Source organism: Streptomyces pactum (genome assembly GCF_016031615.1).
GTDB classification, from domain to species: Bacteria; Actinomycetota; Actinomycetes; order Streptomycetales; family Streptomycetaceae; genus Streptomyces; species Streptomyces pactus.
Genome location: NZ_JACYXC010000003.1, coordinates 1 through 5,426, shown reverse-complemented (window position 1 = coordinate 5,426; position 5,426 = coordinate 1). Strand labels below are relative to the sequence as shown.

3 protein-coding genes are annotated in these 5,426 nt (G+C 77.9%); all 3 read right to left on the bottom strand.

All coding sequences use genetic code 11. From position 1 onward, the window contains the following. Positions 1-1,427: SWIM zinc finger family protein (locus IHE55_RS30250; protein WP_232267066.1), on the bottom strand; the 1,427-nt coding region annotated here is incomplete at its 3' end. Then, the gene (locus IHE55_RS30245; protein ID WP_197987339.1) at positions 1,424-4,294 is read right to left on the bottom strand and encodes an SCO1167/SCO6262 family helicase; all 2,871 of its coding nucleotides are present in this window, start codon (positions 4,292-4,294) and stop codon (positions 1,424-1,426) included. The genes IHE55_RS30245 and IHE55_RS30250, both read right to left, overlap by 4 nt. 332 nt (positions 4,295-4,626) lie before the next feature. Next, positions 4,627-5,426, bottom strand: an 800-nt coding sequence (locus tag IHE55_RS30240; protein ID WP_197992627.1) for an arginase family protein, incomplete at its 5' end; no start/stop codon positions are given.

Below are 5,426 nucleotides of genomic sequence, written 5' to 3'. Positions count from 1 at the left end.
CCCGGGCGGGGTCTTACCGGGACCGGGGTCGGCCCCCTGCCATGACCGGGCGGGGCCCTGTGCCGGGGCCGGGCGTCGCCGTCCGGGTCACCCGCACCGGTCGTATCGCCCGGGCCTCCGGCCGGCCGGGCCCGCTGTCGGCGGGGGCGCGGCGGCCCCGGCGCGCGAGTCACCGGGTGGCGAGGTACCGGCCCAGCAGCCCGGCGTACGCCCATCTCGCCCCGCCGCCCCGCGGGGCGAGCCGGATCGTCCGGGCCCCGGCCCGGCCCGGAGGCCGGCGCACCGGCCCGGGCCCGGGCGAGCGCCTCGGCGTCCGGCGTCCACTCCTCCTCCAGCACCGTCAGCGCGACCGCGCCGCCGTGCTCCCAGGCCCGTACCGCCCGCGCCAGGTCGGTCCGCCCCCGGCCGCAGCCGGCCGTCAGCCGGCCGGCGACGGCGGCGGTGACCGGGGAATCCGGATCTGCCCGGGCGATCATCCGCACCGCGTCCTGCCAGCGGGTCGGCTCCGGCGGCACCGGGGCGGTCGCGTGGCCGGGGGCGAGCGCCTCCCGCAGCATCAGGTGGGCGCGCGCCGCGGCGTCGGCGGCGAGGAACTCCAGGGCCGCCGGGTCCAGCCCGGGCGCGGGACCGGCACCGTCCAGCGCGGGCGGCCGGCCCGGGGCCGGCACCGGGGGCGGCGGCTCGGGCAGCGGGGCCGCCGGCCCGGCCGCGGCGAACACCTCCGCCACCGGCACGCCCGGCACCGGCCGCCGCTCCGGGGACGCCCCGGCGGCGTCCGGCACGGCGTCGCCGGCGCGTCCGGCGGTACGGGCGGCGCTGCGGGCCTGGAGCTCGTCCAGCAGGGTCCGCTCGTCCCGGCCGCGTATCAGCAGCAGCAGGAACGGGTCCTGGTCCAGCACCCGCGCCACCTGGTAGCACAGTGCCGCGGTGTGCGGGCAGTGGTCCCAGGCGTCACAGCCGCACTCCGGCTCCAGGTCCCCGATGCCGGGCAGCAGGTCCACCCCGGCCGCCGCCGCGTCCTCCGCCAGTTCGGCCGGCATGTCCCGGTCGAGCAGTGCGGCGATGTGCCCGGCGCGGTCCGCCACCACCTCCAGCAGCCGGTCCCAGGCCGCCTCGTCCAGCTCCTGGAGGAGCACGTCCGAGCGGTAGGAGGTGCCGTCCGGGTCGCGCACCACCCCGGTGACGCGGCCCGGGCGCACCGTCATCGCGCCCACCGCGCCCTCCCGGGCGTACCGGCGCCCGCGCCGCAGCTGCCCGGCGTCGAGCGCGGTGTCCTCCAGCGCCCGCAGCCAGGCCCGCCCCCACCACGTGGTGGCGAAGGACCTACCGCCGGCCGGCGGCGGCGCGATGTGCACCGTGACGGCGGCTTCCCCGTCGTCCTCGCCCGGGTACGCGCCGCCGGGCTCGTCGTCGTGGTGTCCGTTCATCGCACACTCCCCGTCAGTTGCACGAGTTCGGCCAGTTCGGCGTCGGACAGTTCGGTGAGCGCGGCCTCGCCGGCGCCCAGCACCGCGTCCGCCAGCTCGCGTTTGCGCTCCAGCAGGGCCGCGATGCGGTCCTCCACGGTGCCCTCCGCGATCAGCCGGTGGACCTGCACCGGCCGGGTCTGGCCGATGCGGTACGCGCGGTCGGTGGCCTGGTCCTCCACGGCCGGGTTCCACCACCGGTCGTAGTGCACCACGTGCTCGGCGCGGGTGAGGTTCAGACCGGTCCCGGCGGCCTTCAGCGACAGCAGGAACACCGGCGCCTCGCCCTCCTGGAAGGAGCGCACCATCGCGTCCCGGCGCGCCACCGGGGTGCCGCCGTGCAGGAACAGCGTGGGCACCCCGCGGTCGGCCAGGTGCTGCCGCAGGATCTCCGCCATCCGGACGTACTGGGTGAACACCAGCGTGCCGGCGTCCTCGGCGAGGAGGGTGTCCAGCAGTTCGTCCAGCAGCTCCAGCTTCCCGGAGCGCCCGGTGATCCGCGGCCGGTCCTCCTTGAGGTACTGCGCCGGGTGGTTGCAGATCTGCTTGAGCGAGGTCAGGAGTTTGACGATGAGACCGCGCCGGGCCATCGCGTCGGCGCCGGAGATCTCCGCCAGGGACTCGCGCACCACCGCCTCGTAGAGCGTGGCCTGCTCGGCGGTGAGCGCGACCGCGCGGTCGGTCTCGGTCTTGGGGGGCAGCTCGGGGGCGATCCCCGGGTCCGACTTGCGGCGGCGGAGCAGGAAGGGCGCCACCAGGCTCGTCAGCCGCCGGGCCACCGCCGGGTCGCCGGCCCCGCCCTCGATGTGCTGGGCGTAGCGGCGGCGGAACGCCCCCAGCGTGCCCAGCAGTCCGGGCGTGGTCCAGTCGAGGATCGCCCACAGCTCGGTGAGGTTGTTCTCCACCGGGGTGCCGGAGAGCGCCACCCGGGCCTTGGCGCCGATGGTGCGCAGCTCCTTGGCGGTGGCCGAGAAGGGGTTCTTGACGTGCTGCGCCTCGTCGGCGACGAGCAGTCCCCACGGGCCGGCGCCGGCCAGCCGGGCGGCGTCCAGCCGCATGGTGCCGTACGTGGTGAGCACGAACGCGCCGTCGGCCAGGCCGGACAGGGACCGGCCCGGCCCGTGGTAGCGGCGCACCGGGGTGCCCGGGGCGAACCGTTCGATCTCGCGCTGCCAGTTGCCCAGCAGCGAGGCCGGGCAGACCACCAGGGTCGGGCCGGCCGCCTCCGGCAGGGTCTGCCGGTGCAGGTGCAGCGCGATGAGGGTGATGGTCTTGCCCAGACCCATGTCGTCGGCGAGGCAGCCGCCCAGCCCCAGCGAGGTCATCCGGTCCAGCCAGTCCAGACCGCGCAGCTGGTAGTCGCGGAGGGTGGCGGCGAGCGCGGCGGGCTGCGCCACCGGCCGCCGGTCGGTGTCCTCCGGCCGGGCGATGCGGTCCCGCAGCGCGGCGAGCCGGCCGGTCACCTCCACCTCCACCGGGCCGTCGGGGGTCTCCGCCCGTCCGGTGAGCGCCACGCCCAGCGCCTCCACCGGACTGATCCGGTGCTCGGTGCGGGAGCGGTCCCGGGCCCGGCGGACGGCCTCCGGGTCGATCACCACCCACTGGTCGCGTAGCCGGACGACGGGGCGGGCGGCCTCCGCCAGCCGGTCCAGGTCCGCCGCGGTCAGTCGCTGGTCGCCGAGGGCGAAGCGCCAGTCGAAGCGGAGCAGGGCGTCGGCGGAGAGCAGGGACGGCCCGGAACCGGGCCGGTCGGCGGGGCCGTCGCCGTCCGCGCCGACCACCGCCCGGGCGGTGAGCGGACGCGCCAGCGCCCGCGGCCAGTGCACCCGTACCCCCGCCGCCTCCAGCGCCGCGGTGGCCGGGCCCAGCAGCTCGGTGACCTCCTCGTCGGCGAGGTCCACGGCGTCGGGCACGGCGGCGGACAGCAGCGGTTCGAGCGCCGGCCAGGCACGGGCGGCCCGGCGCAGGGTCAGCAGCGCGTCCATCCGGGCCCGCGGGGAGAGGCGGAGCACGGGGTCGGCGCCGGTCCACACCGCGGCGGCGTCGGCCACCAGTGAGGGATCGGCGAGGCTGTGCACCTGGAGCACCGCGCGCAGCCCGGGAGCGGCCGCGGTGTCGTCGTCGGCGGGGCCGGCCGGGCCGGTGACCTCGATGCGCAGCGACAGCTTCACGCCCGCGTCGTGGCCGGCGGCGATCTCCGCGGCCCAGGAGCGGTGTTCGGGCATGCGCCGCGGCTCCGGGGCGGCGAAGGCCGGCCCGCCGGCGGCCAGTGCCGCGGCCGGGGTGCGGGGCAGCCCGTCGGCGACCGCGTCGAGGAAGGCGCGGACCAGCGGCTCGGCCTCGGGCAGCAGTACGGGATCCGTCCCGGGCAGCGGCACGGCGCGCGCCTCCGGCGGCATGGCGGCGGCGAGGGCGGTCACCCGCCGCCGGTCCTCGGGGGTGAGCGGGCCCGCCCGCCAGGCGTCGTGGTCGGTGGCGGTGAGGCCGGGCAGCAGCCGTCCGCGCGCGGTCAGTTGCAGGGCCAGGACCGCCACCGACCCCCAGTAGGCCGCGGCCGGGTGCGCGGCGGCGGCACGGGCCCGGGTGAGCACCGGCAGTGCCTCCCGCACCGGCAGCAGCAGGGCCGGCACCGTACGGTCGGCGGTGCCGGAGCCTTCACGGACGACGACGGTCAGGGACCCGGCCCGGCCGGCGGAGGCGGCCGGCGGGCCGTCGGGGTGCCAGAAGGCGACGGTGCCGGTGCGCGGCGGGTCGGCGGGCAGGAACACCGCGGAGCAGCGGACGAGGCCGGCGATCTCGGAGGGGGTTGCCGTGGAGGGCGGGGTCACAGCGATGACGCATTCCTCAAATTTGACTAGTGAAGCTCGGAGCGCCCGAGGGTACCTGACGGAACACCGGTGCGGACGGCCGGCGGGAGTGATCCGCGTCACCTGCCGCCGGTGCCCGCGGGAGGCTCACCGGCCGTGCCGCCGGCGACGGTCCGGCGGGCGCCGGGCGGGGTGGCCCCGGCGGCACCCCGCGGCCGGGGCCCGCCGGCGCCCCGGTCAGGTCCGGCCGGCCCGCCCGCCGGCCGCGCGGAACCCGCCGCGGCGACGCGCCCGTCCCGCGAGGGACACCCGCCGCGCGGCACGCCCGTCCCCGGGCGCGGCGGACCCGCCGGTCACGACCGGGCGAAGGCGTCCACCACGATGTCGGCGAGCAGCGCCCCCGCCGTGCCGTCCGGGTCGAGATCGGGGTCGTAGATGGTGACGTTGAACCCGACGCAGAGCGGGGAGGCCAGCAACGGGCGCAGCAGAGCGACGAGTTCGGCCGGCAGGAGCCCGTCGGCGTCGGGGCTGTCCACGGCGGGCATGACATCCGGGTCGAGCACGTCGGCGTCCAGGTGGACCCAGAAGCCGGACACCTCCGGGCTCGGGAAGGACCGCGCGGTGGCCCGGGCGAGCGCGTCCGCGCCCCGCTCGCGCAGGTCGCCGACGGTCACCACGGGGACCCCCAGGGCGGCGAGTTCCACACAGTCCTCGTCGTCCCGGAAGGCGTCACGGACCCCGAAGAACCGCACGTCCTCGTCGCGCAGATAGGGCTTGAGCCCTTCGAGGTCCGTCAGGTCGTCCTGCCCCCGCCCGGTGGCGAGCGCGACCTCCTCGCCGCCGGCCGCGCCGATCCGGGAGGAGTTGCCGGGGTGCCGGAAGTCCGGCGAGGCATCGACCGCGACGAGCCCGTACCGCCCCAGGCGGCGCAGCGCGAGCGAGGCGCCGAGCTGGATCGAGCAGTCACCACCGAGAACGACGGGGAAGTCCCCGCCGCGGACATGGTGTTCGATCCGGTCGGCGAGCGTGCGGGTGTAGGAGGCCAGCGCGGCGGCGTTGAAGACCCCGTCGCCCTCCTGCCAGCCCCCCAGGTCGTACCGCGGCGGCACCACCACACCGCCCTCCGCCGCGCCCAGCCGCCGCACGATCCGCT